Source organism: Pararhodobacter aggregans (assembly GCF_003075525.1).
GTDB classification, from domain to species: Bacteria; Pseudomonadota; Alphaproteobacteria; order Rhodobacterales; family Rhodobacteraceae; genus Pararhodobacter; species Pararhodobacter aggregans.
The window spans coordinates 25,867-51,850 of sequence record NZ_QDDR01000010.1 but is presented as its reverse complement, the minus strand read 5'-3'; the positions used below and the strand labels follow the sequence as shown (position 1 = coordinate 51,850).

General features: G+C 67.6%; 29 protein-coding genes and 1 tRNA gene. 11 read left to right on the top strand and 19 right to left on the bottom strand.

Features of this window, described 5'->3' with window-relative positions; translation table 11 throughout:
* Positions 1 to 9: 9 nt before the first annotated feature.
* The 15 genes from DDE23_RS17820 to DDE23_RS17750 all read right to left on the bottom strand — a co-directional run bounded on the left by DDE23_RS17820 (position 10) and on the right by DDE23_RS17750 (position 11,939).
* Positions 10 to 663 (bottom strand): DUF1638 domain-containing protein, encoded by a 654-nt coding sequence (locus DDE23_RS17820; RefSeq protein WP_107751879.1) that lies wholly within the window; start codon positions 661 to 663, stop codon positions 10 to 12.
* Between the two features lies 1 nt (position 664).
* Positions 665 to 1,207, bottom strand: a complete 543-nt coding sequence (locus tag DDE23_RS17815) for a DsbE family thiol:disulfide interchange protein (protein ID WP_107751878.1) — start codon at positions 1,205 to 1,207, stop codon at positions 665 to 667.
* Between the two features lies 1 nt (position 1,208).
* On the bottom strand, positions 1,209 to 1,361 hold the full coding sequence (gene ccmD / locus DDE23_RS17810) for a heme exporter protein CcmD (RefSeq protein ID WP_107751877.1): 153 nt from the start codon (positions 1,359 to 1,361) through the stop codon (positions 1,209 to 1,211).
* On the bottom strand, positions 1,361 to 2,095 hold the full coding sequence (gene ccmC / locus DDE23_RS17805; protein ID WP_107751876.1) for a heme ABC transporter permease CcmC: 735 nt from the start codon (positions 2,093 to 2,095) through the stop codon (positions 1,361 to 1,363). Before ccmC ends, ccmD begins: the two co-directional genes overlap by 1 nt.
* A gap of 52 nt (positions 2,096 to 2,147) precedes the next feature.
* Positions 2,148 to 2,804 (bottom strand): heme exporter protein CcmB, encoded by a 657-nt coding sequence (ccmB, locus tag DDE23_RS17800; RefSeq protein WP_107751875.1) that lies wholly within the window; start codon positions 2,802 to 2,804, stop codon positions 2,148 to 2,150.
* Complete coding sequence (gene ccmA / locus DDE23_RS17795) at positions 2,801 to 3,418, bottom strand: heme ABC exporter ATP-binding protein CcmA (protein WP_107751991.1); 618 nt, start codon at positions 3,416 to 3,418, stop codon at positions 2,801 to 2,803. The genes ccmB and ccmA overlap by 4 nt, the downstream gene beginning before the upstream one ends.
* Positions 3,419 to 3,570: 152 nt before the next feature.
* On the bottom strand, positions 3,571 to 4,932 hold the full coding sequence (locus DDE23_RS17790; protein WP_107751874.1) for a glutamine synthetase family protein: 1,362 nt from the start codon (positions 4,930 to 4,932) through the stop codon (positions 3,571 to 3,573).
* A 22-nt stretch (positions 4,933 to 4,954) separates the two neighbouring features.
* Complete coding sequence (locus DDE23_RS17785) at positions 4,955 to 5,653, bottom strand: type 1 glutamine amidotransferase (RefSeq protein ID WP_107751873.1); 699 nt, start codon at positions 5,651 to 5,653, stop codon at positions 4,955 to 4,957.
* Positions 5,654 to 5,660: 7 nt separating this feature from the next.
* On the bottom strand, positions 5,661 to 6,995 hold the full coding sequence (locus DDE23_RS17780; RefSeq protein WP_107751872.1) for a glutamine synthetase family protein: 1,335 nt from the start codon (positions 6,993 to 6,995) through the stop codon (positions 5,661 to 5,663).
* 3 nt (positions 6,996 to 6,998) lie between these two features.
* Positions 6,999 to 7,844 carry an ABC transporter permease gene (locus DDE23_RS17775; RefSeq protein ID WP_107751871.1) on the bottom strand — a complete coding sequence of 282 codons (846 nt, stop codon included), beginning with the start codon at positions 7,842 to 7,844 and terminating at the stop codon, positions 6,999 to 7,001.
* Positions 7,841 to 8,722 carry an ABC transporter permease gene (locus tag DDE23_RS17770; RefSeq protein WP_107751870.1) on the bottom strand — a complete coding sequence of 294 codons (882 nt, stop codon included), beginning with the start codon at positions 8,720 to 8,722 and terminating at the stop codon, positions 7,841 to 7,843. Before DDE23_RS17770 ends, DDE23_RS17775 begins: the two co-directional genes overlap by 4 nt.
* A 58-nt stretch (positions 8,723 to 8,780) precedes the next feature.
* Entirely contained in the window at positions 8,781 to 9,515 is a 735-nt protein-coding gene (locus tag DDE23_RS17765) for a transporter substrate-binding domain-containing protein (RefSeq protein WP_107751869.1), read from the bottom strand.
* A gap of 42 nt (positions 9,516 to 9,557) precedes the next feature.
* The gene (locus DDE23_RS17760; RefSeq protein WP_107751868.1) at positions 9,558 to 10,367 is read right to left on the bottom strand and encodes an ABC transporter ATP-binding protein; all 810 of its coding nucleotides are present in this window, start codon (positions 10,365 to 10,367) and stop codon (positions 9,558 to 9,560) included.
* Positions 10,368 to 10,447: 80 nt separating this feature from the next.
* The gene (locus DDE23_RS17755; RefSeq protein WP_157958071.1) at positions 10,448 to 11,119 is read right to left on the bottom strand and encodes a rhomboid family intramembrane serine protease; all 672 of its coding nucleotides are present in this window, start codon (positions 11,117 to 11,119) and stop codon (positions 10,448 to 10,450) included.
* 58 nt (positions 11,120 to 11,177) lie between these two features.
* Positions 11,178 to 11,939 carry a sugar transferase gene (locus DDE23_RS17750; protein ID WP_107751866.1) on the bottom strand — a complete coding sequence of 254 codons (762 nt, stop codon included), beginning with the start codon at positions 11,937 to 11,939 and terminating at the stop codon, positions 11,178 to 11,180.
* Positions 11,940 to 12,437: 498 nt separating this feature from the next.
* On the opposite strand from DDE23_RS17750, the gene DDE23_RS17745 reads away from it, so the two are divergent.
* The 3 genes from DDE23_RS17745 to DDE23_RS17735 all read left to right on the top strand — a co-directional run bounded on the left by DDE23_RS17745 (position 12,438) and on the right by DDE23_RS17735 (position 15,670).
* Positions 12,438 to 13,286 carry an ExeA family protein gene (locus DDE23_RS17745; protein WP_107751865.1) on the top strand — a complete coding sequence of 283 codons (849 nt, stop codon included), beginning with the start codon at positions 12,438 to 12,440 and terminating at the stop codon, positions 13,284 to 13,286.
* Positions 13,287 to 13,370: 84 nt separating this feature from the next.
* Positions 13,371 to 15,149: an aspartate--tRNA ligase gene (gene aspS, locus DDE23_RS17740; RefSeq protein WP_107751864.1), complete on the top strand. Its 1,779-nt coding sequence runs from the start codon at positions 13,371 to 13,373 to the stop codon at positions 15,147 to 15,149.
* Positions 15,146 to 15,670, top strand: a complete 525-nt coding sequence (locus tag DDE23_RS17735; protein ID WP_107751863.1) for a DUF1993 family protein — start codon at positions 15,146 to 15,148, stop codon at positions 15,668 to 15,670. Before aspS ends, DDE23_RS17735 begins: the two co-directional genes overlap by 4 nt.
* Before the next feature lie 3 nt (positions 15,671 to 15,673).
* On the opposite strand, the gene DDE23_RS17730 is transcribed toward DDE23_RS17735, so the two are convergent.
* Positions 15,674 to 16,591 carry a LysR family transcriptional regulator gene (locus tag DDE23_RS17730; RefSeq protein ID WP_107751862.1) on the bottom strand — a complete coding sequence of 306 codons (918 nt, stop codon included), beginning with the start codon at positions 16,589 to 16,591 and terminating at the stop codon, positions 15,674 to 15,676.
* 116 nt (positions 16,592 to 16,707) lie between these two features.
* Here DDE23_RS17730 and DDE23_RS17725 point away from each other — a divergent pair, with 116 nt between their 5' ends.
* The 3 genes from DDE23_RS17725 (at position 16,708) to DDE23_RS17720 (ending at position 18,339) form a co-directional block, all read left to right on the top strand.
* Positions 16,708 to 17,403 carry a hemerythrin domain-containing protein gene (locus DDE23_RS17725; protein WP_107751861.1) on the top strand — a complete coding sequence of 232 codons (696 nt, stop codon included), beginning with the start codon at positions 16,708 to 16,710 and terminating at the stop codon, positions 17,401 to 17,403.
* A complete protein-coding gene (locus DDE23_RS25745) occupies positions 17,397 to 17,528 on the top strand; it encodes a hypothetical protein (protein ID WP_272947888.1) in 132 nt (43 codons plus the stop codon). Before DDE23_RS17725 ends, DDE23_RS25745 begins: the two co-directional genes overlap by 7 nt.
* Positions 17,529 to 17,646: 118 nt before the next feature.
* A complete protein-coding gene (locus DDE23_RS17720) occupies positions 17,647 to 18,339 on the top strand; it encodes a GNAT family N-acetyltransferase (RefSeq protein WP_107751860.1) in 693 nt (230 codons plus the stop codon).
* A gap of 148 nt (positions 18,340 to 18,487) precedes the next feature.
* Here the strand turns inward: DDE23_RS17720 and DDE23_RS17715 are convergent, their stop codons facing one another.
* Both DDE23_RS17715 and DDE23_RS17710 read right to left on the bottom strand, forming a co-directional pair.
* Positions 18,488 to 18,949 carry a disulfide bond formation protein B gene (locus DDE23_RS17715; RefSeq protein WP_107751859.1) on the bottom strand — a complete coding sequence of 154 codons (462 nt, stop codon included), beginning with the start codon at positions 18,947 to 18,949 and terminating at the stop codon, positions 18,488 to 18,490.
* Entirely contained in the window at positions 18,946 to 19,524 is a 579-nt protein-coding gene (locus tag DDE23_RS17710) for a YqaA family protein (protein WP_107751990.1), read from the bottom strand. The genes DDE23_RS17715 and DDE23_RS17710 overlap by 4 nt, the downstream gene beginning before the upstream one ends.
* Before the next feature lie 127 nt (positions 19,525 to 19,651).
* On the opposite strand from DDE23_RS17710, the gene DDE23_RS17705 reads away from it, so the two are divergent.
* Both DDE23_RS17705 and DDE23_RS17700 read left to right on the top strand, forming a co-directional pair.
* Positions 19,652 to 19,737, top strand: a tRNA-Leu gene (locus DDE23_RS17705).
* 300 nt (positions 19,738 to 20,037) lie between these two features.
* On the top strand, positions 20,038 to 20,445 hold the full coding sequence (locus tag DDE23_RS17700; protein WP_157958069.1) for an META domain-containing protein: 408 nt from the start codon (positions 20,038 to 20,040) through the stop codon (positions 20,443 to 20,445).
* A 6-nt stretch (positions 20,446 to 20,451) separates the two neighbouring features.
* On the opposite strand, the gene DDE23_RS17695 is transcribed toward DDE23_RS17700, so the two are convergent.
* A complete protein-coding gene (locus DDE23_RS17695) occupies positions 20,452 to 21,255 on the bottom strand; it encodes an IclR family transcriptional regulator (RefSeq protein WP_107751857.1) in 804 nt (267 codons plus the stop codon).
* A gap of 170 nt (positions 21,256 to 21,425) precedes the next feature.
* Here DDE23_RS17695 and DDE23_RS25740 point away from each other — a divergent pair, with 170 nt between their 5' ends.
* Genes DDE23_RS25740 through DDE23_RS17680 form a run of 3 tightly spaced genes read left to right on the top strand, consistent with a single transcriptional unit; the run spans position 21,426 to position 25,982 of the window.
* Positions 21,426 to 24,149: a benzoate-CoA ligase family protein gene (locus DDE23_RS25740; protein ID WP_107751856.1), complete on the top strand. Its 2,724-nt coding sequence runs from the start codon at positions 21,426 to 21,428 to the stop codon at positions 24,147 to 24,149.
* A 19-nt stretch (positions 24,150 to 24,168) separates the two neighbouring features.
* Positions 24,169 to 24,885: a fumarylacetoacetate hydrolase family protein gene (locus tag DDE23_RS17685; protein ID WP_107751855.1), complete on the top strand. Its 717-nt coding sequence runs from the start codon at positions 24,169 to 24,171 to the stop codon at positions 24,883 to 24,885.
* A complete protein-coding gene (locus DDE23_RS17680) occupies positions 24,882 to 25,982 on the top strand; it encodes a cupin domain-containing protein (protein WP_107751854.1) in 1,101 nt (366 codons plus the stop codon). The genes DDE23_RS17685 and DDE23_RS17680 overlap by 4 nt, the downstream gene beginning before the upstream one ends.
* Positions 25,983 to 25,984 lie beyond the last annotated feature (2 nt).

Sequence of the window (25,984 nt, the reverse complement as noted above, 5' to 3'; positions counted from 1 at the left end):
GCCGGCCGATCACCGCGCCGTGCGCCCGGCCAGCGCCGAGAGCGCCGGGACAAGGTCGCCATAGCCGGTCAGGCGGCGCTCATAGGCGAGGTTGAGGCGGGCGGCACATTCGGCGGCCTTGGCGTCGAGCGCCGGGTCGTCGACCTGCGCCAGATAGACCAGCTTTTCGTAATTGCCGAACATCATGGCGATCAGTTCGGGGTGGCGGTCAAAGCCCATCGGCCGCCAGACGAAGGCCTCGAATTGCCTGACCAGAAAATCGGTCAGGTAGAAGGCGGTGAATTCCGTCTCGGCCCTCGCGGCGAAATCGGCGTTGCCGGCAAAGAAGGAATAGCAGTGCGGGCCTTCGACCATCGGCACGCCCAGCGCCGCGCAGCGGGCCTGCAACAGGCCGCCGGTGCCGCAATCGGCATAGACCACCAGGATCTCGTCATAGGCCTCGCGGTATTTGGTCACCGCGGCCTCGACCGCGTCGGGGATCCGGTCGGGCCAGAGATGCAGGTTGGCGGGCAGGCAATGCAGGTCCAGATGGGTCCAGCCATTGGCCGCCTTGATCGCCAGGATCTCATGGGCGAGCGCGCCGCAGGCCAGGGCCAGCAGGCGGCCCTCGCGCGGCGCTTGCATCCCCTCGGTCGTCAGGCGCTGGTCCGAGGGGCGCTCCATCTCAGCTGGCCCGGCCCTGGGCGCGTTCGATCACCGGGCGCAGGCGCTGCTCCACCACCTCCTCGGTCAGGGGGCCGGCGTGGCGCATCAGGATATTGCCCTCGCCATCGACCACAAAGGTCTCGGGCAGGCCGACCACGCCCCAGTCGAGGCCCATGCGGGCCCGGGGATCGGCGCCGATCGCGGCATAGGGGTTGCCCAGTTCGTCAAGGAAATCCATCGCCCGGTCGGGCTCGTCGCGATAGTTCACGCCCAGCACGGTCAGCCCTTCATGGGCCAGCGCCTCGACCACCGGGGCCTCGGCCCGGCAGGGCGGGCACCACGAGGCCCAGAAATTGACCAGCGTCACCTCGCCGGTGCGCAGCATGTCGTCGGTGAAAAGCGGCAGCTCTTCCAGCGGCGCCAGGGCCACGGCGGGCGCCTGATGCCCGGCGCGGGCCGAGGGCAGGTCGTTGCGGTCCTCGCGGAAATTGCCGACGGCAACGAAGGCGACGAAACCGGCCAGCAGGACGGGCGGCAGCAGCAGGAGGGGGTTGATCTTCATCTCAGCCTCGGGGCGTTCGGGTTTCGAGGGCGGCCAGCTCGCGCCTGACACGGCGCGCGCGGGCCCAGCTCCACAGGATCAGCGCCGCGATCAGGCCCAGCGATACGGCATAGGCGAGCGTCACTTCGGTGGCATAGGGGCCAAGGTCGGGCATCAGGCACGGGCCCTTTCACGGGTCATGAGGGCGCGGGCGCGCCGCGCGCGGATCTCGGTCCGCGTGCCGGCCAGAACCAGCGCCAGGAAGAGCAGGGCAAAGCCCGCCATGCACAGATAGAGCGGCGCCTTGTAGGCCCAGTCCATCCGCGTCCCGGGCGCCACGCTGAGCGAGGCCCCCTGGTGCAGGCCCTGGTTCCAGAAGAGCGCGGCATAGCGCGAGAGCGCGGCAAAGACCGAGCCGACCAGACAGAGGATGGCGGTCAGGTCGGCGGCGGTATCGGTATCCTCGATGGCGGACCAGAGCGCGATATAGCCGAGGTAGAACAGGAACAGGATCAGGAACGAGGTCAGCCTCGGGTCCCATTCCCACCAGGTGCCCCACATCGGCTGGCCCCAGATCGCCCCGGTGATGAGCGCGATCAACGTCATGGTGGCGCCGATGGGGGCGGCGGCCTTGGCGGCCAGCGCGCTGACATGGTGGCGCCGGACCAGCCAGATCAGCGAGGCGATCAGCATCATGGCCCAGGCATTGATCGCCATCAGCGCCGAGGGGACATGCAGGAAGATGATCTTGACGCTGGCACCCTGGCGGTAATCGGCCTCGGTGAAGAAAAAGCCCCAGACCAGCCCGGTGACGATCAGCCCGGCCGCGAGCAGCGCGCTCACGGGCATCAGCCAGCCCGAGAGCCGCATGAACTTGACCGGATTGGCGTATTCCCAGAGCGATGCCATGCAGGTTTCCTAATGTGTCCGGGGGCGGGGCTCAAGCCACACGGGCGTGATCCTAGCGCAGATTGATGCGCAGCGCGAAGGCTGCGGCGAAGGGTAGCAGGGCGGCGGATCCGGCGGTGATCCCGGCGGTCAGCAGCAGTGCGGTCGAGCCGTCGAGCCCCTGCGCGGCGCGGCTTACCGCCTGAGCGCCGAAGACCAGCGTCGGGACATAGAGCGGCAGCACCAGCAGCGACATGAGCAGCCCGCCGCGTTTCAGCCCCACGGTCAGCGCCGCACCGAAAGCGCCGATCACGCTCAGGGCCGGGGTGCCCAGCAGCAGGGACAGCATCAGCGGGGCGAAGGCGGGCCCCGGCAGGTTCAGCAGGATGCCCAGCACCGGCGCAGCCAGCGCCAAGGGCAGCCCGGTGGTCAGCCAATGGGCCAGCGCCTTCACCGCGACCACGCCCTCCAGCGGGATGGGCGAGGTCGCCAGCAGGTCGAGCGAGCCGTCCTCATGGTCCAGCGCGAACAGCCGGTCCAGCGACAGGAGGCACGCGAGCAGCGCCCCGACCCAGAGGATCCCGGGCGCGATCAACGCCAGCGTGCCGGTATCGGGACCGACGCCCAGCGGCACCAGCACGGCGAGGATCAGGAAGAACCCCAGCCCCAGCCCGAAGCCGCCGCCCGCGCGCATTGCCAGCCTCAGGTCGCGGATCAGCAGCGCGGTCACAGGAAGGCCTCATCGAAGCCGAGGTCCGGCGGCAGCTCGGCCCGGTAGGGGGCGAGGTCCAAGACCCGCGCCTCGGGCAGGCCGAGGTCGATATGCGTGGCCAGCAGCGCCGCGCCGCCCGCAGCCAGATGATCCCGCACCACGCCCGCGAACAGCGCGACCGATGCCGCGTCCAGCGAGACCGTCGGCTCGTCCAGCACCCAGAGCCAGCGCCCGGTGACCAGAAGCCGCGCCAGCCCCAGACGCCGCTTCTGCCCGGCCGACAGATGCTGCGCCTGCCGCCCGGCGAGATCGGTCAGGTTCATCGCCTCAAGCGCCCCGGTGATGTCCCTCTGCCCATGGATCTCCGCCCAGAACGACAGGTTCTCGGCCACGGTCAGGGTGGATTTCAGCCCGTCGGCATGGGCGGCATAGGCCATCTCTTCGGGCGGGCAGGTGATCTCGCCCTTCAGCGCCGGCTGCAACCCGGCGAGCGTCCTGAGCAGCGTGGTCTTGCCCGACCCGTTCGGCCCGCGCAGCACCAGCGCCTCGCCGCTTGCGACGGCAAAGCTCAGCCCCTCGATCAAGGGCAGCCCGCCCCGGGCGCAGGCCAGATCCGTCACGCGCAATTCCATGAAACCCGCATAGCCGAAGCGCCGGACCCCGCCAAGCCAAACCACGCCCCTGCATCATCTTGTCCCAAATACGCACGGGGGGTGTCCAGAGGGGGGAGCGTGCTCCCCCCTCTGGCGAGGGGGTGCGGGGGGCGAGCAGCCCCCCGCTTTCGTCACACGTTCAAAAGCAGATGTTCGCGCTCCCAGGGCGAGATCACTTGCTGGAATTCCTTGTATTCGTCGCGCTTGACCGAGGCATAGAGCGCCACGAAATCCGGGCCCAGCACCTCGGTCATCGCCGTGTCCTCGACCAGCAGGTCGATGGCGTCGCCCAGGGTCAGCGGCAGCTCGTCCTCGCCCATATAGGCGTTGATCCGGCATTCGGGGCGCGGGTCCTTCTTCTCCTTCAGCCCCAGATAGCCGCAGGCGAGGGACGCCGCGATGCCGAGGTAAGGGTTGCAATCCATCCCCGCGAGCCGGTTCTCCACCCGCCGCGCCTCGGGGCCCGAGATCGGCACCCGCAGCCCCGTGGTGCGGTTGTCGCGGCCCCATTCCAGGTTGATCGGCGCGGCGAAATCCGGGACGTAGCGGCGGTAGCTGTTCACATAGGGCGCGAGCAGCGCCACCGCGGCGGGCAGGTGGTTCTGCATCCCGGCGATGAAATGCAGGAAGGCAGGCGTTTCCGACCCGTCCTCGGCCGAGAAGATGTTCTTGCCGGTATTCAGATCCACCACCGAGTGATGGATATGCATGGCCGAGCCCGGCTCGCCCTCGATCGGCTTGGCCATGAAGGTGGCAAAGCAATCGTGGCGCAGCGCCGCCTCGCGGATCATCCGCTTGAAGAAGAAGATGTGGTCGGCCAGATCGACCGGGTTGCCATGCGCGAGGTTGATCTCGACCTGACCGGCGCCGCCTTCCTGCAGGATGCCGTCGATCTCCAGCCCCATCGCCTCGGCGTAATCGTAGATGTCGTCGATGACCTTGCCGTATTCATCGACCGCCGACATGGAATAGGCCTGTTTCGCCGCGGCCTTGCGGCCGGAACGTCCCATGGGCGGGGAAATCGGCATGTTGGGGTCGGTGTTGCGCTCGACGAAATAGAATTCCATCTCGGGCGCCACGACCGGCTTCCAGCCCTCGGCGGCATAGAGGTCGAGGACGCGTTTCAGCACGTTGCGCGGCGCGGTCGGCACCGGGGCGCCGGTCTGGGTCATCGCGTCATGGATGATCTGCAGCGTGATGTCGGCGGTCCAGGGCGCGGCGGTGGCGGTCGAGAAATCCGGGACCAGCGTCATGTCCGGTTCCTTGTACTCGTCCTCGCCGCCCGGGGCATTGGCCCATTCGCCGGTGATGGTCTGCAGGAAGATCGAGGTCGGCAGATAGAAATGCGTCTGCTTGTCGAATTTGAAGGCGGGCATCGCCTTGCCCCGCGCCACGCCGGCGATATCGGGCAGGATGCATTCGATCTCGTCCAGGCGGCGCCCGGCGAGGAAATCACGGGCCGCCTCGGGGATCTTGGTGGTCCAGTTGGTCATGGGTCAGTCCTGTGGAAATCCGTCATTTGACGGTCTGTTGCCGCTCCGCATGGGCGGCCTTGAAAAAGTCGCTGAGTTGCCGGGCGATGACGGCGCTGTCGGGTCCCGCGCCCAGACGGGCCCGCGCCGCGTCAAGGAGCGGGTCGGGCACCACCCCGCGCCCGCGCGCATCGATCAGATCGCCGACGAAGCCATCGCCGAATTCGGGATGGGGCTGCACCGAATAGCCGGTCTTGCCATAGGCCAGCCCTGCGTATTGGCAAAAGGGCGAGGTCGCGGTGACCCGGGCGCCGGGCGGCAACTCGGTCACCTGGTCCTGATGCCAGGCGTTCAGCGTGACCGTCTCGCCGCCGAAATCGTACTCGGTCGGGCCCACGGCCCAGCCGCCCTGGTATTTCTCGACCTTGCCGCCCAGCGCCTGGGCCATGATCTGATGGCCGAAACAGATGCCGGCCACCGGGATGTCGCGGGCGATGGCGTCGCGGATGAACTGCTCCAGCGGCGCGATGAACGGGTGATCCTCGTAGACGCCATGGCGCGAGCCGGTGATGAGCCAGCCGTCGCACTCGGTGACCGAGGCCGGAAACGCCATCGCATTGACCCGCCAGCGGGCGAAGGTGAAGCCCTGACCCGCCAGCAGCGTCTCGAACATGTCGGGATAGGTGCCGTGGGATTCCAGCCCCTGGGGGGCGTCGCCGGTTTGCAGAATGCCGATCTTCATAGGGTCCTCAAACGGTGTCGAGATAGAGGTCAAGCACTTCCGTCGGCGTCATCTCCGCCATGTAGCGGAGTTCCTGGCGCTTGGTCCGGACAAGGTTCTCGATGAGTTGCGGCGCGAAGATGCGCTTCATCTCGGGGCTGCTTTCGAAGGTGTCGATCGCATCCTGCCACGTTGTCGGCATCTGCGGAAGATCGAGTTCATAGGCATTGCCGCTAATGGGCGCGGGCGGGGTGAGCCCGTCCTCGATGCCGATCAGCGCCGCGCCCAGGACGCCCGCCATCATCAGATAGGGGTTGATGTCGCCCCCCGCCACGCGATGCTCGATCCGCCGTGCCTTGAGGCTGCCCGAGGGGATGCGCACCGCGGCCGTGCGGTTTTCATAGGCCCAGGCGATGCCGGTGGGCGCATGGGCGCCGGGCTCGAAACGGTCGTAGCTGTTGTAATGGGGCGCCAGCAGCAGCGTCGTGCCGGGCATCGCCTTGAGGCACCCGGCGACCGCCTGATGCAGCAGATGCGAGCCGCCATGCGTGCCGTCATCGAACAGGTTCTTGCCCGCCCCGTCGGTGACCGAGAAATGCATGTGCATGCCGTTGCCCGGCCAATCCTCGTAGGGTTTGGCCATGAAACTGGCGGCAAAGCCGTGGCGGCGGGCGAGGCCGCGGACCAGCATCTTGAAGAACCAGGTATCGTCGGCGATCTTCAGCACATCGGCCGAGTGCAGCAGGTTGACCTCGAACTGGCCGGGCCCGGCCTCGGAAATCGCCGTGTCGGCGTCGATGTCCATCACCTCGCAGCAATCGTAAAGATCGGTGAAGAAACGGTCGAACGCGTCGAGCGCGCGCAGGGCCAGCGTATCGGCACCGGGCCTGCGTTTGCCGGAACGGGGCGAGGGCGGCACGCGCAGCTCGCGGCCCGAATCGTCGATCAGGTAGAATTCGAGCTCGGTGGCGCAGACCGGGAACATGCCGCGCTCGTGGAATTGCTCGACCACCCGGGCCAGCGCGTGGCGGGGATCGCCCGCGAAGGGGCTGCCGTCCTCGTGGAACATCCAGATCGGCAGCAGCGCGGTCGGCGCCTCGAGCCAGGGCATGGGCAGGAAGCCGCGTTCCGTGGGTTTCAGCACGCCATCGGCATCGCCCGAATCGAAGACCAGCGGGCTGTCCTCGATATCCTCGCCCCAGATATCGAGGTTCATGACCGAGAAGGGAAAGCGCGTGCCCTCCTCGACGATCTTGTCGGCAAAGCGGACCGGGATGCGCTTGCCCCGCGCCTGACCGTTGAGGTCGGCGGCGGCAACGCGGATGGTACGGACGTCGGGGTGATGGCGGAGCCAATCACGCATGATTCACCTGATATATTGCGGACGGAACCGGAAACGGGCCCGCGCCTCGCGCGGGAGATGCCGGTTGAGCCGCCGGTTGACCGCGCCGAAAAGGCCGATCACCGCCAGGGTCATCAGGATGAAATAGAGTCCGACGAGCGGGTAGGCGATGAACGGGTTGAAGGTCTGCGCGGCGAAGTAATTGGCATAATAGAGGGCGTCGCCCATCTGCTGCCAGGCGGGAAAGGCCGAGAAGAACACCAAGGTCGTGGCGTGCAACAGGAAGATGGCCTCGTTGGTGTAGCTGGGCCAGGCAAGGCGCAGCATCGTCGGCCAGACCACCCGCCGGAACTTGGCGAAGCCGGTCAGGCCGTAGGCGTCGGCGGCTTCCAGATCCCCCTTGGGGATGGCCTTCAGCGCGCCGTGGAAGATCTCGGCCGTATAGGCCGAGGTATTGAGGAAGAGGACGAAAAGCGCCCCGGCCCAGGCCCGGGTGGTCCATTGCGTGTCGAGGGTGATGCCGGCCAGCGTGATCCCCTCACGCGGGAGCAGGACCAGCGCCTCGTAGATGAAGAAGAATTGCACGAAGAGCGGCGAGCCGCGGAACAGGAAGACGAAGGCCTCGGCCGGTTTGCGGGCCCAGGCGCGGGGGCTGGCCTTGCCCAGCGCCACGGCGGTGGCGAGGAAGAAGCCGAAAAACAGCGCGAGGGTGGCGAAATAGACGTTCCACACCAGCCCCGAGGCGATCAGGAACACCTGATCGCAGGTGTCGATCTCCAGCCCCCGGGGCAGGAGCCGGTCGCCGAATTCCCGCCCCATCGAGCGCAGGATCAGGCCGCGGAAGCTCTCGGCGCAGCTCTCGAAGGTCATGCGCCGGCCCTCCGCAGCGCTTCGCCGCCCGCGGTCGCCTGGCCGTGGCTCATCCGCACCATCAGCCGGTCGAAGACCTTCTGGCTGGACCAGGTCAGCAGCAGGTAGAAGGCCAGCACGCCCATGAAATACCACACCCGCCAGTCGGGATGCGGATAGGCATAGACCCCGGTCTTCTGCCCGCCGAGCTCGCGCGCCCAATAGACCACATCCTGGATGCCGAGCAGGAACAGAAGCGGCGTGGCCTTGGTCAGGATCATCCACAGGTTCGACAGGCCCGGCAGGGCATAGACCCACATCTGCGGCAGCAGGATCCGGCGGAAGGCCTGGCCCGGGGTCATGCCATAGGCCTCGGCCGTTTCCAGCTGGCCGCGCGGCACGGCCGCCATGGCGCCCTGCAGCGTGTTGGCGGCGAAGGCGCCGAAGACCAGCGCGAAGGCGGCGAGCGCCAGCAGGAAGCCCCAGAGGTCATGCACCCAGGCCGGATCGGTCGCCAGCGGCATCTTGGCCGCGGCGCAGACGATGAAATCATTGCCTTGCCGCACCGGCTGGTCCCAGTCGGGGCACAGGATCCGGTGGCGGGCGTATTCGACGCCCTGGTCGATGGCGAAGGGCACGAAGAGGAAGAAGATGATGTCCGGCACGCCCCGGACCATCGAGACATAGAGCGTGCCGAGCGGCCGCAGCAGCGCGTTCCGCGAGCGCATGGCCAGCGCGCCCAGAAAGCCGATGCCCAGCGCCAGCGGCGCCGCCAGCGCCAGCAGGACCAGCACGACCAGCACCGAGCGATAGAGCGCCAGATGCGAGGCCGTGGTCAGGTAACAGGCCATCCACGGCCAGTCCGACAGGGTCGAGGGGTCAGCGCAGAACGAAAACATCGGGCACCGAGGCTTGACCCCGGTCGCGGCGATGCCGGGCCGGGGCCGTCTCTGGGGATCAGTCGAAGAGCAGCGTTTCTTCGCCGAACCATTGGACGAGGAGCGCGTTCAGCGACCCGTCGGCCTTCATCGCGTCAAGTGCCGCGTCGAAGGTTGCGCGGAGTTCGGTGTCGGATTGGCGCAGGCCGATCGACACGCCATCCCCCGGCGAGGGGACGGTGGCCAGCAGTTCGAACTCGCCGTTCGAATCGGTGACATAGGTCATCAGGAATTCGCGGTCGGCCAGCACCGCATCGGCGGTGCCGTTGCGCACCGCGGCGATGGTCTCGTCGGGGCTGGCGAATTCGACCAGCGTGGCGCTGGTTTCGGCGACCATGTCGGCCTGGAAGGTGTTCGACTGGGCCGCGATCACGCCCTCGGTCATCACCGAGGCATCGGTGCCGGCCAGCGCCATATAGGCCGAGGGATCGGGCAGCTTGTAGGCCTGCGAGAAGGAGATGACTTCGGCGCGGGCCTCGGTCGCGCTCATCCCGGCGACGATGGCGTCGTAATTGCCGCTGACCAGGTTGGGGATGATCGAATCCCAATCGTTCTGCACCCATTCGCAGGTGAGCCCGGCCCGTTCGCAGACCGCATTGCCGACATCAATGTCGAAACCTTCCAGCTGGTTGGATTCGTTGACGAAGTTATAGGGAGGGTAGGCGCCCTCGGTGGCAAGCCGGATGACGGATTGGGCCAGCGCGCCGCTCGTGCCCAGCGCGAGGATCGCGGCCGAAAGAAGCAGTTTCTTCATGAGTGTGTTTCCTCTGTTGGACGGTTTGTTGTTCTTGTTGCCTCAGGCCGGTTGGCTGGCGCTGAGGAATTGCTGCAGGCGCTGCGATTTCGGCGCGCCGAACAGGGTGCCGGGCGGGCCTTCCTCCTCGATCAGGCCCTGATGAAGGAAGATGACGTGATCCGAGACGTCGGCGGCGAGCCGCATGTCATGGGTGACGATCAGCATCGTCCGCCCCTCGTCGGCCAGCGCCTTGATGACGCGCACGACCTCCTGTTCCAGCTCAGGGTCCAGGGCCGAGGTCGGCTCGTCGAAGAGCAGCGCGCGCGGCTCCATGCAGAGCGCGCGGGCGATGGCCGCGCGCTGCTGCTGGCCGCCCGACATCTGCGCCGGATAGACATCGGCCTTGTCGCCGATGCCGACCTTGGCCAGCAGGGCGCGGGCCCGGGCCTCGACCGTGGCGCGGTCCTGTTTCAGCACCGTCACCGGCGCTTCCATGACATTCTGCAGCACGGTCATGTGCGACCAGAGGTTGAAGTTCTGGAACACCATCGACAGGTTGGTGCGGATCCGCGCGACCTGGGCGCGGTCTGCGGGGTGACGCTCCAGCCCGGCGCCGCGCCAGCGCACCGCCTCGCCCTCGAACAGGATCTCGCCCTGCTGGCTGTCCTCCAGCAGGTTGCAGCAGCGCAGCAGCGTGGATTTGCCCGAGCCCGAAGAGCCGATCAGCGAAATGACCTGCCCGGGCATCGCCTTGACATCGACGCCCTTGAGCACCTCGAGCGTCCCATAGGCCTTGTGCAGCCCTTGTATCGCGATCACCGGAACGGCGGTCGGGGCGGGGGCAGGGGCGGCGTTGGGCGCGGTGGTCAAGGGGACTCCGACATTATTTGATCATATTCTGATACTAGGGCGCATTTCACCGACGATTGCAACGGTGGAATGCCGGTTTGTCAATTGCCGCGACGGCCGCTCCGGTGCCGGTGGTTCAGCGTCGGCGTGACCAGCGCGGCCAGCACCACCCCGGTGACAAAACCGCCCAGATGCGCCTGCCAGGCCAGCATTCCCGAGACCAGCGCCCAGAGCAGCACGTTCATGACGACCAGCCCGATGACCAGCCGGACCGGCTGATCCAGCGACAGCCCGCGCGCGCGGCGGATCTGCACGTCCCAATAGACCTGCATGCCGAAAAAGCCGAAGACCGCGCCCGAGGCACCCAGCATCGGCGTACCGGTGCTGTCGAGAAGGTAATAGGTCCCCGCCGCGCCGATGGCGGTGATGAGGAAGGCCAGCAGGAACCCGCCCTGACCGAGCCGGGCCACCGCCTCGCGTCCCAGGGCGATCATCACCAGCATGTTGAACAGCATGTGCAGGAAGCCGCCGTGCAGGAAGGCGTAGCTGATGAACATGGTGACGGGCTGGCCGGGAAAGACCGGCTCCCAATCCTGCAACAGGCCCGGCCAGAAGGCACCATAGACCAGCGCCGCGCGGCGCAGCCCCTCGTATCCGACCATCGGCAGGTCGGCGAGGGTGAAGGCCAGTTCGAAAAGCGCGCAAAGCCCGGCGATCGCCAGAACGATCGGGGCCGGGCGGGGTGCGGCGGGAAGGACGGGGCGGTCGGTCATGGCACAGGCATGGCAGGCGCGGCGGGCGACGGCAAGGGCCGCGGCCCGCGGCGCGCGATCAATAGCCCGTGGCCCGCCACACCGCCTTGACCGTGGCGGCGATGATCCTGGCGTCGGTCCAGAACGAGAGCCGCTGGGCATAGCGCAGGTCGATGATGGCGCGCAGCTCGAAGCTTTCCTCGTTGCGGGCGGACACCTGCCACAGGCCGGTGATCCCCGGGCGCAGGCCCAGATAGGCGGGCGGGTTCAGGTAGAGCGGCATCTGTTCGGGCAGCATCGGCCGCGGACCGACCAGGCTCATGTCGCCCAGCAGCACATTGACCAGTTGCGGCAGCTCATCCATCGAGGTCTTGCGCAGCAGTCGACCCACCGGGGTGATGCGGGGGTCTTTCTTCAGCTTCTGCGTCAGCTCCCATTCGGCCCTGAGCGCCGGGTCGCGGTCCAGATATTCCTGCAACCGGGCCTCGGCGCCGGGCACCATGGTGCGCAGCTTGTACATGCGGAAGAGCCGCCCGTCCTTGCCCAGCCGCAGCTGCGAATAGACGGGGTTGCCGCTTTCGGCCCAGAGCGCCAGCGCCAGCAGCACCAGGACGGGCGCGGCCAGAACCAGCGCCACCGAAGCCAGCGCGATGTCGAGCAGGCGTTTGACGACCAGCGCGTAATCGCCCTTCAGCGCCGGCAGCAGGGCGGCCGGTTGCGGCAGATGCCGGTGGGAATGGGTCGAAGCTCCGTCGCCCCAGACCGGAAAGACCGAGGACGCAGGCAGGGGACCGAGATCGACCCCGGTGAGGTCGGGCAAGGCCCGGTAATGAAGGGTCATGGCAGCACCCAAAGAGGTTTCGGGATCGGCCGGACACCCCCCCAGGCGCCTTCCGACAGTCTCGCCCCCCTTTTAGCCGCAGACGTGCCACGAAAAAAACAAATTGAGGCGAGATTGTCTAAATTGCATAGAAAACGGTTTGTTTCCAGATGGGAACCAGCGGGCGGCGCTGCAGACTGCGCCTCACTCTGCAAAGATCTGTCTGTATTGCAGGGATCGTTCGGAGGGCCGCGACAATGCCGTTGCGTCAAGCCCGAGGGCCGGCGCGGAGCCCCGTCGAAGCGGATACCCGTGCAACGGGAAAATATGAAAAATTTACATCTAATGCGGGAGCGCGCGAATCACTCCCGCTGGAGCCCTGCCCTGAAAGCGCCTTGAGAATTTGGTATTGGTGACAAACTTGCCCTATATCCCCGGATCAAGACGTCCGCTTCCTGGCCCCCCTCGGGGGTGGGGTCGGCGGGGGCAACGATAACCGGCAACACCACCGGAATGGGCATGGCACAGGCGCTGAATTACTATCTGGAGCATTTCGGGTTGCGCGAACGTCCCTTCGCGCTGGCCCCCGATCCCGAGTTCCTGTTCTGGTCGCCCGAACATCGCGGCGCCTATGCGATGCTGGATTACGGCCTGTCCACGCGCGCGCCCATCACCTTGCTGACCGGCGAGATCGGCGCGGGCAAGACCACGCTTTTGCATCATTTCATCGACAGCCTGGGCGAGGGCGTGACGATCGGCATGATCTCGAACGCGCGGCCGGGGGTGAACGACGTGCTGCGCCGGGTCTGCGCGGCGCTGGGGCTGACGGTGCCCCCGGGCGGCGACAGCGCCGATGTCTTCGCCGTGGTGCAGGAATTCCTGCTGGGCGAACATCGGCGCGGCAACCGGGTGCTGCTGGTCATCGACGAGGCGCAGAACCTCAACCGCGACGCGCTGGAAGACCTGCGCATGCTGACCAACATCAACGCCGGGCGCGACGAGGTGCTGCAACTGTTGCTGGTCGGCCAGCCGGAACTCCGTGCCGTGGTCCGCCGCCCCGACCTCGTGCAATTCGCGCAGCGGGTTTCGGCCAGCTACCACCTGCCGCGGCTCGATGCGGCCTCGACCGCGGGCTACATCGCCTCGCGCATCCGGCAGGCGGGGGGCAATCCCAACATCTTCAGCCGTCAGGCGGCGGAACTGATCCACGAGGCGACGGGCGGCGTGCCGCGGCTCATCAACCAGCTCTGCGATCTGGCGCTGACCTATGCCTATGCCGCCAAGGCCGGCATGGTGAAGCGCGACACGGTGGCGCAGGTTCTCAGCGACGGCGTCTTCTTCGGCGCAGGCGATACCGCATCGGAATAAGGCCTGCGAACGGGGGCCGGGCTTGACTTCCGGGGCCTGACGGAGTGTATCCGGGCAGTCTGTTTCCAGCCCCCGGAGCCCGCGATGAACCCCTACCGCAGCCATACCTGTGCCGATCTGAACAAGGCGCATGTCGGCGATACCGTCCGGCTGGCGGGCTGGGTCCACCGGGTCCGCGACCACGGGGGCGTGTTGTTCATCGACCTGCGCGACCATTACGGCATCACCCAGGTGCTGGCCGACAGCGACAGCCCGGCCTTCAAGGATCTGGAGAAGGTCCGCGCCGAATGGGTCATCTCGATCGACGGGCGGGTGAAGGCGCGCGATGCCGCGCTGGTCAACGCCAAGATCCCGACCGGCGAGATCGAGGTCTATGCCCAGGGCCTGCGCGTGCTGGGCGAGGCGGGCGAGCTGCCGCTGCCCGTCTTCGGCGAGCCCGACTACCCCGAGGAGACGCGCCTCACCTACCGCTTCCTCGACCTGCGCCGCGACAGGCTGCACAAGAACATGATGCTGCGCTCGAATGTCGTCCGCTCGATCCGCAACCGGATGTGGAACGCGGGTTTCAACGAATTCCAGACGCCGATCATCACCGCCTCCTCGCCCGAAGGGGCGCGCGACTTCCTGGTGCCGTCGCGCCTGCATCCCGGCAAGTTCTACGCCCTGCCGCAGGCGCCGCAGCAGTTCAAACAGCTCATCATGGTGGCGGGCTTCGACCGCTATTTCCAGATCGCGCCCTGTTTCCGCGATGAAGACCCGCGCGCCGACCGTTCGCCGACCGATTTCTACCAGCTCGACGTCGAGATGTCGTTTGTCGAGCAGGAAGATGTCTTTGCCGCCGTGCAGCCGGTCATTCAGGGCCTCTTCGAGGAGTTCGGCGAGGGCAAGACGGTCGATGCCGACTGGCCGCGCATCGCCTACAAGGATTCGATGCTGTGGTATGGCTCGGACAAGCCCGACCTGCGCAACCCGATCAAGATGCAGGTGGTTTCCGAACATTTCCGCGGCTCGGGCTTCGCCATCTTCGCCAAACTGCTGGAGAATGAGGGCACCGAAATCCGCGCCATCCCGGCGCCCACCGGCGGCAGCCGCAAGTTCTGCGACCGGATGAACGCCTTTGCGCAACAGCAGGGGCTGCCCGGCATGGGCTATATCTTCTGGCGCAAGGGCGATGACGGGGCGATGGAAGCCGCGGGGCCGCTGGCCAAGAACATCGGCCCCGAGCGGACCGAGGCGATCCGCCAACAACTGGGTCTGGGCGAGGGCGATGCGGCCTTCTTCCTCGGCGGCAAGCCCGAGCAGTTCGAATCCGTCGCCGGCCGGGCCCGCAACGAGATCGGCCGCGAACTGGGTCTGGCGGACGAGAACAGCTTCCGCTTCGCCTGGATCGTCGATTTCCCGATGTACGAGAAGGACCCGGAAACCGGCAAGATCGACTTCTCGCACAACCCCTTCTCGATGCCGCAGGGAGGCATGGAGGCGCTGATGGGCGACCCGCTCAAGGTCCATGCCTATCAATACGACCTCGCTTGCAACGGCTACGAGCTGATCTCGGGCGGGATCCGCAACCACAAGCCGGAGATCATGTTCAAGGCCTTTGAACTGGCGGGCTATCCCGCCTCCGAGGTCGAGAAACGCTTCGGCGGCATGGTCAAGGCGTTCAAATACGGCGCCCCTCCGCACGGCGGTTGCGCGGCGGGCATCGACCGGATCGTCATGCTGCTGGCCGATACCGCGAACATCCGCGAGGTCATCATGTTCCCGATGAACCAGCGGGCCGAGGATCTGATGATGAACGCGCCGTCCGATCCCACCAACGAGCAGCTGCGTGAGCTGCGCCTCCGGGTGGTGCCCAAGGATTGAGCCCGGCCGACCGCCTGTTCCTCGACGCCGTGCGCAGCCTCGACGAGGCCTTGATGCGGCTCGACGGGATGCTGGGGCGGGTGGCGGATTGGCCCGAGGACAGGCTGGCGGCGCTGCTGTCCAGCCGCCTCGCGCCCGACATGTTCACCTTCGCCCAGCAGGTGCGCACGGCGGTGCAATTCGCCCTGCGCATCGCGCTGCCCTTGGCCGACCAGCCGCTGCCCGAGCCGCCCGCGGCCACGCCCGACCTCGACGATTTGCGCCGCCGGATCGCTGCGGCACGGGGGGCGCTGGACCTGCCGGACGTGGCCTTCGAGGGCGCGGCGACCCGGCGCTACCGCGAACGCGCGGGCTTTGCCGATCTGGACCTGAGCGCCGGTGACTTTCTGGTGCGCTTCGGCCTGCCGAATTTCTGGTTCCACCTGACCACGGCCTATGCGCTCTTGCGCGCCGCCGGGGCCGAGGTCGGCAAGGCCGACATCGACGGGCTGCACGATTACCCGCCGGGTTTCAGCTTCTGAATTTCACTCGCTGCGGATGTTCCAGCGGCGGCGGAAATCGCGGTTCTGGCGCAGCAGGAAATCCTCGAACACCTTGAGTTTGCGGGGCTTGTGCCGGTGGCGCGGGTGCAGCAGATGGGCCATGCCGCCCGCCGCGCGGAACTCGTCCAGCACGCTGACCAGGGTGCCGTTGCGGATCTGGCGATAGACGATGTAGCTGCCGATCTGCATCAGCCCGCCATGGCCGAAGATCGCCGCCCGGGCGGCATCGGCGGCCTCGAAGGTCAGGCGGCTGACGGGGACGAAGCTGATTTCCTGCCCGTTCACCATGAACCGCCAGCCCATCTGTTCGCCCGAGCGGGGCGAGCGGAAGCCGATGCATTGATGGGTTTTCAGATCCTCGACGCGGCGCGGCGTGCCGTGGCGGGCCAGGTATTCCGGCGTGGCGACGGTCAGCATCGGCAGGCGGCCGACGGGGCGGGCGACCACGCCCAGATCGGGCACCTCGCCGACATAGACCGCCGCATCCAGCCCCTGACCCACGAAATCCGGCAATTCGTTGCGCGACAGGATCTCCAGCGAGAGGCCCGGATGCTCGGCCATGAAGGCGGGCAGGTTGGGGGCGATCAGCCGGGCGATCCCGGCCGGCAGCTGCACCCGCAGCGTGCCCCGCACGGCGCGCTCGGCGCTGCCGATCTCGGCCTCCATATCCTCGACCTCGGCCAGGATGCGGCGGGCCCGTTCGAGGTAGAGCAGCCCGTCCTCGGTGATCCTCAGGCGCCGCGTCGTGCGCTCGACCAGTTGCACGCCGAGATAGCTTTCCAGCTCGGCCAGCACCGCCGAGCCCGCGCCCTTGGCATAGCCGAGGTCGGTCGAGGCGGCGGTCAGGGTGCCAAGCTCGGCGATCCGCAGGAAGAGGCGCATGGCGCGCAGATGGTCCATCGTGATTGTCCGATTCTACCGGAGACTGATTCCGGTTTGTCACCGTTTCCCGGAGGAGGAAAGCCCTGTACCTCCCCGGCATTCGCCCGGCAACGGGAAATCCTTAGGAGAAAACCATGAACGCCAAGACCGATTTCAAACCCGCTGAATCCGCGGTCCGCGATCTGTATTACGCGGTGCACAAGGGGCTCCGGCTGGCCAATGCGCGCATGCTGATCGCGCTGGGCCAGTCGGACGCTGCCGACGACGGCGAGGTCGGGGCGGTGCTGGGGCGGCTCTCGCAGCACCTCGACACCTGCCTCATCCACCTCAAGCACGAGAATGCCAAGATCCACGCCCTGGTCGACCGTCGCGTGCCCGGCGGCTCGGACCATGCCGACGAGGATCACGAGCATCACCTCGAGAGCTTCATCGAGCTGCGCCAGTTGGCGGCGGCGGTCTCGGCGGCCGCGCCCGCCGCCCGCGCCGGGGCCTTGCGCCGCCTCTATCAGCGCTTCGCCCTCTTCGTGGCCGAGGATTTCCAGCATATGCACGAAGAGGAAACCCGCCTCATGCCGCTGATCGCGCAGCATTTCTCGGCCGAGGAGATCGACGGGATCGAGCATTCCATCGTCTCGTCCATCGCGCCCGAGGTGATGGTGCCCTTCATGCGCGTCATGCTGGGCGCCGCGACCCGCAGCGAGCGGATCGCCACGGTGACCGGCATGAAGGCGGCGATGCCGACCGAGGTCTTCGGCCAGATGTTCGCGGCCATCGTCCACCCCCGCTGGCGCCACGACGACTGGGACGAGATGGAGCGCGTGCTGTGCTGAGCCGGACCCGCATCCGCCGCGCCGCGCCGCTGGCGCCGGAACGTCGCGTCATGCCCGAAGGCTGCCGCGAATGTGAAAACCGGCTGTTCGGGCTCTGCCCGAGCTGGCCGCAGGGACGCTGGTGAGGCCGCGCCCCTCGCGGCACCATGAAGCCACCAGCCGAGGGCCGCATCCCTGTCGGGGTGCGGCCTTTCCTTGTGACCGGGGTTGCGCTAACGCTGGGGGGCAACAGGGAATGACGCCATGACCGATCTCACCGCCTGGATCCCCCCGCAACTGCCGCCCCGCACGCCGATCAGGGGCCGCTACGTGACCCTCGAACCGCTGGGGCGCGAGCATGCGGCGGATCTGTTCGCGGCCTATGCCGAGGATGGGGGCGCGATGTGGGATTACCTGCCCGCCGGACCCCACAAGGATCTGGGGTCCTACATCGGCTGGCTCGATGCCGCGCGGCTGGGCTGGGACCCGTTGCATTACGCGGTGCGGATGGCCGACGGGCGGCTGGGCGGGACGCTCAGCCTGATGCGGATCGACCCGCGGGCGGGCTCGGCCGAGACCGGCTGGCTGACCTTCGCCCCCCGGCTGCAACGCACGCGCGAGGCGACCGAGGCGGTCTACCGGCTGATGGAATGGAGCTTTGACGCGGGCTACCGGCGGTTCGAGTGGAAATGCCACGCGGCGAACCTGCCCTCGCGCCGGGCGGCGCAGCGCTTCGGGATGAGTTTCGAGGGCGTGTTCCGGCAGGCGGGCGTGGTCAAGGGCGGCAACCGCGACACGGCCTGGTACGCGGCGATCGACCTCGAATGGCCCGCGCTGAAAGCGGCGTTCGAGACCTGGCTGGATCCGGCGAATTTCGACGGGGCAGGGCGGCAGAAACAGAGCCTCGCGGATCTGACGCGCCCGGTGCTGGCGGCGGTGGATCCTTTGGTCGGGTGAGGGGGATGGTGCGTGCGAGCACGCACCCTACGGGATAGGTGGAACGGTGCGTGCAAGCACGCACCCTACCGGCGGAACGGGAAACGGCCGCGCCCGAAAGCGCGGCCGTTCTCATCCGTAGGGTGCGTGCTTGCACGCACCGCCCGCCTCAGGCCCGGCGCATGGCGATGATCCAGACGCCGACCAGCACCGCCGAGAGGATCGCGTTCCAGCTGGCCATCGACAGGCCCAGCATCTCCCAGGCCACATCGGTGCAGCGGACCACGGGCGCGCCCATGATCGCCTCCAGCGCCTGCTGCGGGGTCAGCGTGGTCAGGTCCACCGTGCCCGAACAGGCAGTCGGACCTTCCCACCAGCCGCGCTCGACCCCGGTGTGATAGATCCCGAGGCCGCTGGCGGTGGCCGCGGCCAGCGCGCCGAGGCCCATCAGCCAGCCGCGGGGGAAGAACCACACGATGACGCCGATGACGAAGGCCACCAGATGCGGCCAGCGCTGCAGGATGCAGAGCTCGCAGGGAGCAAGCCCCACAACGTATTGAAAGAACAGCGCGCCGCCCAGCAGCGCCGCCGATCCGAGCCCCGCAAGCGAAGCGAGCGACCAATCTCTCACAGGTACCTCACGGCAAAGAATCCGCCGAGGAGTAACACCACGAACAGCACGGTCATCAACCCCAGGCGACGCTCGATGAAGTCACGAATCGGTGCGCCGAAGTAATGCAGCAGCGTCGCGACCAGGAAGAAGCGCCCGGCCCGCGCCAGGATCGAGGTAACGACGAAGGTGGTCAGCGACAGCCCGGTCCAGCCCGACATGATGGTGATGACCTTGTAGGGGAAGGGCGTGAGCCCGGCGATCAGCACCGGCCAGAAGCTGAGGTCGTTGAAGCGCTCGTTGAATTCGAGCACCGCATCGCCCTTGCCCAGCGCCTGCAGGATCGGATAGCCGAGCTGGTCGAAGGCCAGCGCGCCGATGGCATAGCCCAAAAGCCCGCCCAGCACCGACGAGATCGTCGCGACCCCGGCGATCAGGAAGGCCCGGCGCGGGGTGGCGATGATCATCGGGATCATCAGCGCATCGGGCGGGATCGGAAAGACCGAACTCTCGATGAAGGCGACGAAGGCGAGCGCCCAGAGCGCCCGTGGATGCGCGGCAAGCGCGATGGTCCAGTCGTAAAGGCGGCGCAGCATGATGGCTCCGGTCAGCGGGTCGCCCACTCCGTGCCCCAGTCGCCGGGGTACGTCAAGGGCGGCGAGTGCGGTCCGACCCGGTTGCCCCGTTGACCGCGCCCTCGGGCCGCGCTAAGCCCCGCATCGGGCCCGAGTGGCGGAACGGTAGACGCAGGGGATTCAAAATCCTCCGCCCTAACGGGTGTGCGAGTTCGAATCTCGCCTCGGGCACCAATCACTTCGCTGGACGCCGATGCTTTCGGGGTCAGCGTTCTCTCTCCGCGGTTCAGCCTGTCTTTCTCGCCCGGCCTCTGCCCTGCGCTGGCGTTGGGCCCGGCCCGGTCTGTCGGCCGAGGGTTGGTCCTGGCTTCGGTGGTGCAGGAGACTGTCAGGTGCATGCGGATCAGGGTGGCAGAGGCCGCCGATGAGCGGAATTCCCTCCCTCCCGGCCGGTCCGCGTTCAAGAATCGTCCCGAACCTGCCAGTCTGCCCCCGCACAATCGTCCCAGGGACGCAGACGGAAAGGGTTACGTCATGAAATCAATCACAGTGCTGGTTGCGGGGGCTTTCGCGCTTCTGCCTCTGGGGGCCGGGGCCGAGGATGCGCCTCGGGAAGCGCCGGGCGTCGGCTGGGCCATTACCGCCGTCTCGGGCGCGGCGACGGTCGATGAGCCGGCGATCCTGTTCGAGGAGGGCGGGCGGGTCTCGGGGACCAGCGGCTGCAACCGCTTCGGCGGCGAGGCCACGCAGGAAGGCAGCGTGCTGACGCTGGGGCCGCTGGCCAGCACCCGCATGGCCTGCCCGGGCGCGCTGGGCGAGCAGGAACAGGCGATCTTCAGCCTGCTGGGGCAGCCCTTGGAGGTCGTTCTGGATCTGGCGACGGCCGGCGTCACCCTGATCGCCCCTGATGGCGGCAGCTTGTCCCTGCAACGCCAGCCCTGAGGGCGCTCAGCCCTTCGCGCCGAGGGGCGCGAAGGAATGGGCGCGGCAGAAATCGAGCAGGCGGGCGATCGGCGGGGCACCCTCGCGGATCGTCTCGCGGCTGGTGCCAATCAGGGTGATGACCGCCTGCGCCTGCCCCTGCCAGTCCAGAAGCGGCGCCGCCACCGCCGCCAGCCCGGGGATGTAATCGCCCGAGACCGTGGCATAGCCCTGCGCGCGGACCCTCTCGGCCAGCGCCTCGATCCCGGCGCGGCTGGGCTCGGCGTCGGACAGGATCTCGGGCGTCTTGCGGGCGCGGGCCAGCTCCAGGCCCAGCTGATGCTCCATCGGCGGGCGGGGGCCATAGGCCAGGAACACCCGCCCGGTCGAGGAATTGAGGAGCGGCAGGGTGGTGCCCAGCCCCATCGAGGTGACGACGGGAGAGGCCGCGCGCTCCCACCGGACCACGGTCGCGCCGCCCGCGCCCCAGACCGACAGCAGCACGGTAAGCCCGGTTTCCTCGCGCAGATCGCCCAGATGGGCCGAGGGGGCGTTGACGAAATCGTGCCGGTCCAGCGCGGCGAGGCCAAGGTCGATGGCGCCGCGCCCGAGGTCGTATTTGCCCGATCGCCCGCCCTGCGCCACCAATCCCGCCGCCAGGAAGGACGCGAGGTAACGGTGCACCTTGCTGGGCGGCATGTCGGTTTCCCGCGCCAGATCGGTCAGCGAGATCGGGCCACCGGCGCGGGCCATATGCGCCAGCACCTTGAGCGCCGCGTCCAGCGACTGGATGCCCCCGCCCGCGCCGCTGTCCTTCGACTCTTTCGTCATCCGCCCGGTCCCCGTTCTGGTCCGGCGTTGATACCAGTGGCGGCCCCGACAAACAACGCTCCGGCAGCCGGAAACCGTCGGCATAATTCCCCTATGCGGAATCGGTTGCATCCTGAGGAATTATTTCCTAACGTCCCGCCCGACACGTGTTCGGTCGGGAGGGGAAGACGATGGCGCAGCTCAAGCGCATGGCGATTGTGGGGGGCGGGCCCGCGGGCCTCTATGCGGCGATCCTGATGCGGCGGAAAATGCCGCAGGTTCAGGTCACCGTGTACGAGCAGAACCCGAAGGGGGCGACCTTCGGCTTCGGGGTGGTCTTCTCGGATCAGGCGCTCGATTTCCTGCGCGCCTCGGACCCCGAGATGCACGCGCTGATCGTGCCGCATATGGAACGCTGGCAGAACATGACGCTGAACCACCCCGAGGATCGGGTGATCCTGGACGGGGTGGGTTTCACGGCGCTGGGTCGGCTGGAGCTGATCGAGATCCTGCGCGCGCACGCCGAGGGGTTGGGCATCGACATCCGCTTCGACACCACGATCACGGACCTTTCGGCGCTGGAGGCGGATGTGGTGCTGGGCGCGGATGGGTTGAATTCGCTGGTGCGCCGCAGTTTCAAGGCCGATTTCGCGCCCGAGATCGAGCATTTCAACTGCCATTTCGCCTGGTTCGGGGCGACGCGGCCCTTCGACACCCTGACCCAGAGCTTCATCCGCACCCCCAAGGGGCCGATGAACGCGCATCACTACCGCTTTGCGCCCGACCGCTCGACCTTCATCGTCGAATGCGAACACGAGACCTTCGAGCGCTACGGCTTCGGGCAGATGGACGAAAAGGCCAGCGCGGCGCTGTGTCAGGAACTGTTCGCCGAGGTGCTGGACGGGGCCGAGCTGATTACCAACAAGTCGGTCTGGCGGCAGTTCCCGCGTCTCTGGTGCCGGCGCTGGGTGCATGACCGCTACGTCATCGTCGGCGACGCGGCGCATACCGCGCATTTCTCCATCGGCTCGGGCACGCGGCTGGCCTTCGAGGATGTGATCGCACTGGTCGAGGCGCTGGCCGGGACGGACGACTGGCGCGAGGGGCTGGCGCGGTTCGAGGCCACGCGCCTGCCGATTGCCCGCAAGATCGTCGATGCGGCGAATACCTCGGCCGGGTGGTACGAGGATTTCGGCGCCCGGATGGAAAAGGCGCCGCTTGATTTCGCCTTCGACTACATCACCCGCTCGGGCCGGGTGGACATGGACCGGCTGCGCAAGCTCGCCCCCGGCTTCGCCGCCCGCTACGAGGCCGAGAAGCGGGCGCATCCCGATGCGATCACCGACCCGGTGGGCGAGGGGACGCCGGGCGCTTTGGAGATCGGCTTCGACAAGGCCGCGCATCCGAATTGCTCGGACATCCTGTGGCAGAACCTGACCCGCAACCCCGACAAACCCGCCGTCACCGGCCCCGCCGGCACGCTGACCTACCGCGCGTTGATCGCCGAGGCCGCACGCTGGGGGAATGCCTTCACCAAGGCCGGGTTGCAGCGGGGCGCGCGGATTCCCTTCTTCCTCGATGACACGCCCGCCTATCCCGCCGCCTTCTTCGGCGCGGTGCGGGCGGGGTTCGTGCCGGTGCTCCTGAACACCCAGACCCCGGACGAGACGCTGAACTATTTCCTGAAGGACACCGGCGCCCGGATCGCGCTGTGTGAGGCCTCGCTGGCGGCGCATTTCGGGCCTGAGGTGCTGGCCGGGACCGACGTGGCCCGGGTCATCACGGTGAATGGCGCGGCCGAGGGGTTCGAGGGGGCCGAGGCGTTCCTGCAAGGTCAGCCGACCACGCTGGAGGCTGCCGATACCGCGCCCGATGACATGGCCTTCTGGATGTATTCCTCGGGCTCGACCGGGCGGCCCAAAGGGATTGTCCACCTGCATCACGACATGGCCTATTCGGACCTCTCGTTCGGGCGGCATGTGCTGCGGCTGACGCCCGATGACCTGTGCTTTTCCGTCCCGAAGATCTTCTTCGCCTATGGCTTCGGCAACGCCTTCACCTTCCCCTTCTCTGTCGGCGCGACCACCGTGCTGATGCCCGGCCAGCCCCGGGCCGAGGCGGTGATCGACACGATTGAACGCTTCCGGCCCACCGTCTTCTTCGGCCTGCCCACGCTCTTCACCGCCATCGCCCGCAGCCCCCGGGCCGAGGGCGCCGATTTCTCCTCGCTCAGGCAAAGCATGTCGGCGGCCGAGATCCTGTCCGAGGATGTCTACAAGAGCTGGGTGCGCCTCGCCGGGCATGGCCCGACCGAAGGCCTCGGCTCGACCGAGATGCTGCATGTCTACCTGTCCAACCGGCTGGACGATCACCGGCTGGGCGCGGCCGGTGCCCGGGTGCCGGGCTACGAAATCCGGTTGCTGACGCCCGAGGGCGAGCCCGCCAGACCGGGCGAGGAGGGGGTGATGCAGGTCCGCGGCCATTCCTCGGCGCCGAGCTACTGGAACCGGCCCGACAAGACCCGCGACACGATGCGCGGCGACTGGATCTATACCGGCGACCGCTTCGTCGAGCGGGACGGGTATTACTACTTCCAGGGCCGCGCCGATGAACTCATCAAGGTCTCGGGCCAATGGGTCTGGCCCGGCGAGGTCGAGAAATGCCTGGCCGAGCATCCCGATATCCATGAATGCGCCGTCCTCGCCCATGCGCTGGAGGACAAGCGCATGGCATTGCGCGCCTTCGTGCATTTGCGGAGCGGCGCCCGGCCCGGCCCGGCGATGGACGACTCGATACGCGCCTTCGTCAAGGAGCGGTTGCAGCCGTTCAAATACCCCCGCCTGATCGAATATTGCGACGGATTGCCGAAGACCGGCACCGGCAAGATCGACCGCCAGACGCTCGCCGCGCGCTGAGCCGCCGAAAGGAATGCCCATGGACTACGTTTTCGCCCCGATGCCGACGCCCAGCCTGCCCGTGGTGGGCGAGGCGGCGCGCTTCCCCGTGCGCCGGATCTTCTGCGTCGGCCGCAACTACGCCGCCCATGCCCGCGAGATGGGCAAGGACCCGGACCGCGACCCGCCCTTCTTCTTCACCAAGCCCGCCGATGCGGTGCTGGGCGATGGCGAGACCGTCGCCTATCCGCCCGAGACGGCGAATTTCCACTACGAGGCCGAGCTGGTCGTGGCCATCGGCAAGGACGGGGTGAACATCCCCGAGGGGCAGGCGCTGGATCACGTCTATGGCTATGCCGTGGGCAATGACCTGACCCGCCGCGACCTGCAGCTCGAGGCGCGCGACAAGGGGCGGCCCTGGGATTGGGGCAAGGCCTTTGACCGCTCGGCCCCCATCGCGGCGATCCGCAAGGCGGCCGAGGTCGGGCATCCGGCGACGGGCTCGATCCGGCTGACGGTCAACGGTAAGGTGATGCAGGACGCCGACCTCTCGGAACTGATCTGGACTGTGCCCGAGATCATCGCCATCCTCTCGCGCTCCATGGCGCTGAAGGCGGGCGATCTCATCATGACCGGCACGCCCGCGGGTGTGGGGGCGCTGGTGCCGGGCGATATCTGCGTGGTCAGCATCGAGGGGCTGGGCGATCTGACAACCACCATCGGGCCCCGCGCGGGCCTCAGCGAGGCTGCGCTATGACCAAGGATCTGACCCACGAAACCGTCGCCCATGGCATGCAGCCCGAGGATACACCGGAACTGCGCGCGCTCTATCAGGGCTTTGCCGATCATCACCTGATCCCGCTCTGGACCCAGACGGGCGATCTGATGCCGATGCATCCCAAACCCAGGGCGGTGCCGCATCTGTGGCGCTGGAAGGATCTGCTGCCGCTGGCCGAGGCCTCGGGCGCGCTGGTCCCGGTCGGGCGGGGCGGCGAGCGGCGGGCCATCGGGCTGGCGAACCCGGGCCTTGGCGGCGCGGCCTATGTCAGCCCGACGCTCTGGGCCGCGATCCAGTACCTCGGCCCGCGCGAGACCGCGCCCGAGCATCGCCACGCGCAGAACGCCTTCCGCTTCGTGGTCGAGGGCGAGGGCGTCTGGACCGTGGTCAACGGCGATCCGGTGCGCATGTCGCGGGGCGATCTGCTGCTGACGCCGGGCTGGAATTTCCACGGCCACCACAACGATACCGACGCGCCGATGGCCTGGATCGACGGGCTGGACATCCCGTTCAGCAAGCAAAACGACGTGGGCTTCTTCGAGTTCGGCGCCGACAGGGTGACGGATTACGCGACGCCGCGCTTCAGTCAGGGCGAAAGGCTCTGGGCGCATCCGGGGCTCAGGCCCTTGTCAAAGCTGGAGAATACCGTCTCCAGCCCGTTGGCCGCCTTCCGCTGGGAACACACCGACCGCGCCCTGACCGAACAGCTGCTGCTGGAGGACGAGGGCCAGCCCGCGACCTACAGTCTGGGCCATGCCGGCATCCGCTACGTCAATCCGACCACCGGCGGCGATGTGATGCCGACGATCCGCTGCCAGTTCCACCGCCTCAGGGCCGGGGCCGCCAGCCGGATGCGGCGGGATGTGGGGTCGTCGGTGTTTCAGGTGTTTTCCGGCCGGGGCTCGGTGGTGCTGGGGGGCGTCGAGCACGCGCTCGATATCGGCGACATGTTCGTCGTGCCGTCCTGGGTGCCGTGGAAACTGCAGGCCGAGACGCAGTTCGACCTTTTCCACTTCTCGGATGCGCCGATCATGGAGCGGCTGCATTTCGACCGCACCGCCTTTGTCGAGGACTGAGG